General features: G+C 71.2%; 1 protein-coding gene. It reads right to left on the bottom strand.

Annotation, left to right across the window (positions count from 1 at the left end; all coding sequences use genetic code 11):
• On the bottom strand, window positions 1–177 hold a 177-nt coding region (locus ADL03_RS45040), incomplete at its 3' end, for an RNA polymerase sigma factor (protein ID WP_304438792.1).
• Between the last annotated feature and the right edge of the window lie 254 nt (window positions 178–431).

Raw genomic sequence — 431 nt, 5'->3', positions numbered from 1 at the left:
CCGCCACGCCCGCAGCATGCACTCCTGCACGACGTCCTCCGCCCGGTGCGGGTCACCGGGCAGCAGCCGGCGGGTGAACCGCAGGAGGTGCTCCCGGTGTTGTCCGTGCAGCTCCGCCAGAAATGAGCTCGCCGCCACCCGCGATGGCGGTTCCTCGGTGACCTGGGGGGAAGCCATGGCGGCCACCTCCTCTGCCTCGGCGCTGTTGTCGCCCCGAAGTTCACCCGCCGAAGTCTCCGGCGACCACGAGGAACCACCGGCGGAATGACGCTTCCGGCAGGTTCTGCCGGTGGTTCCGCGTGGCTGCGCGAGGCGGCGCGCTAGTTACATGGCACCCGGCGAAGGAGGAGGTAGCCCAGGTGAGCGACCGCGACCACCGCTGCACGACGTTCCGCGCGTTCGTCGAGGAGCGACCCGGCGAGCAGTGGCGC

The sequence above is a fragment of the Nocardia sp. NRRL S-836 genome (genome assembly GCF_001279525.1).
Lineage (GTDB): Bacteria > Actinomycetota > Actinomycetes > Mycobacteriales > Pseudonocardiaceae > Lentzea.
The sequence above is the reverse complement of the archived record's forward strand: the minus strand, read 5'-3'. Positions and strand labels throughout refer to the sequence as shown.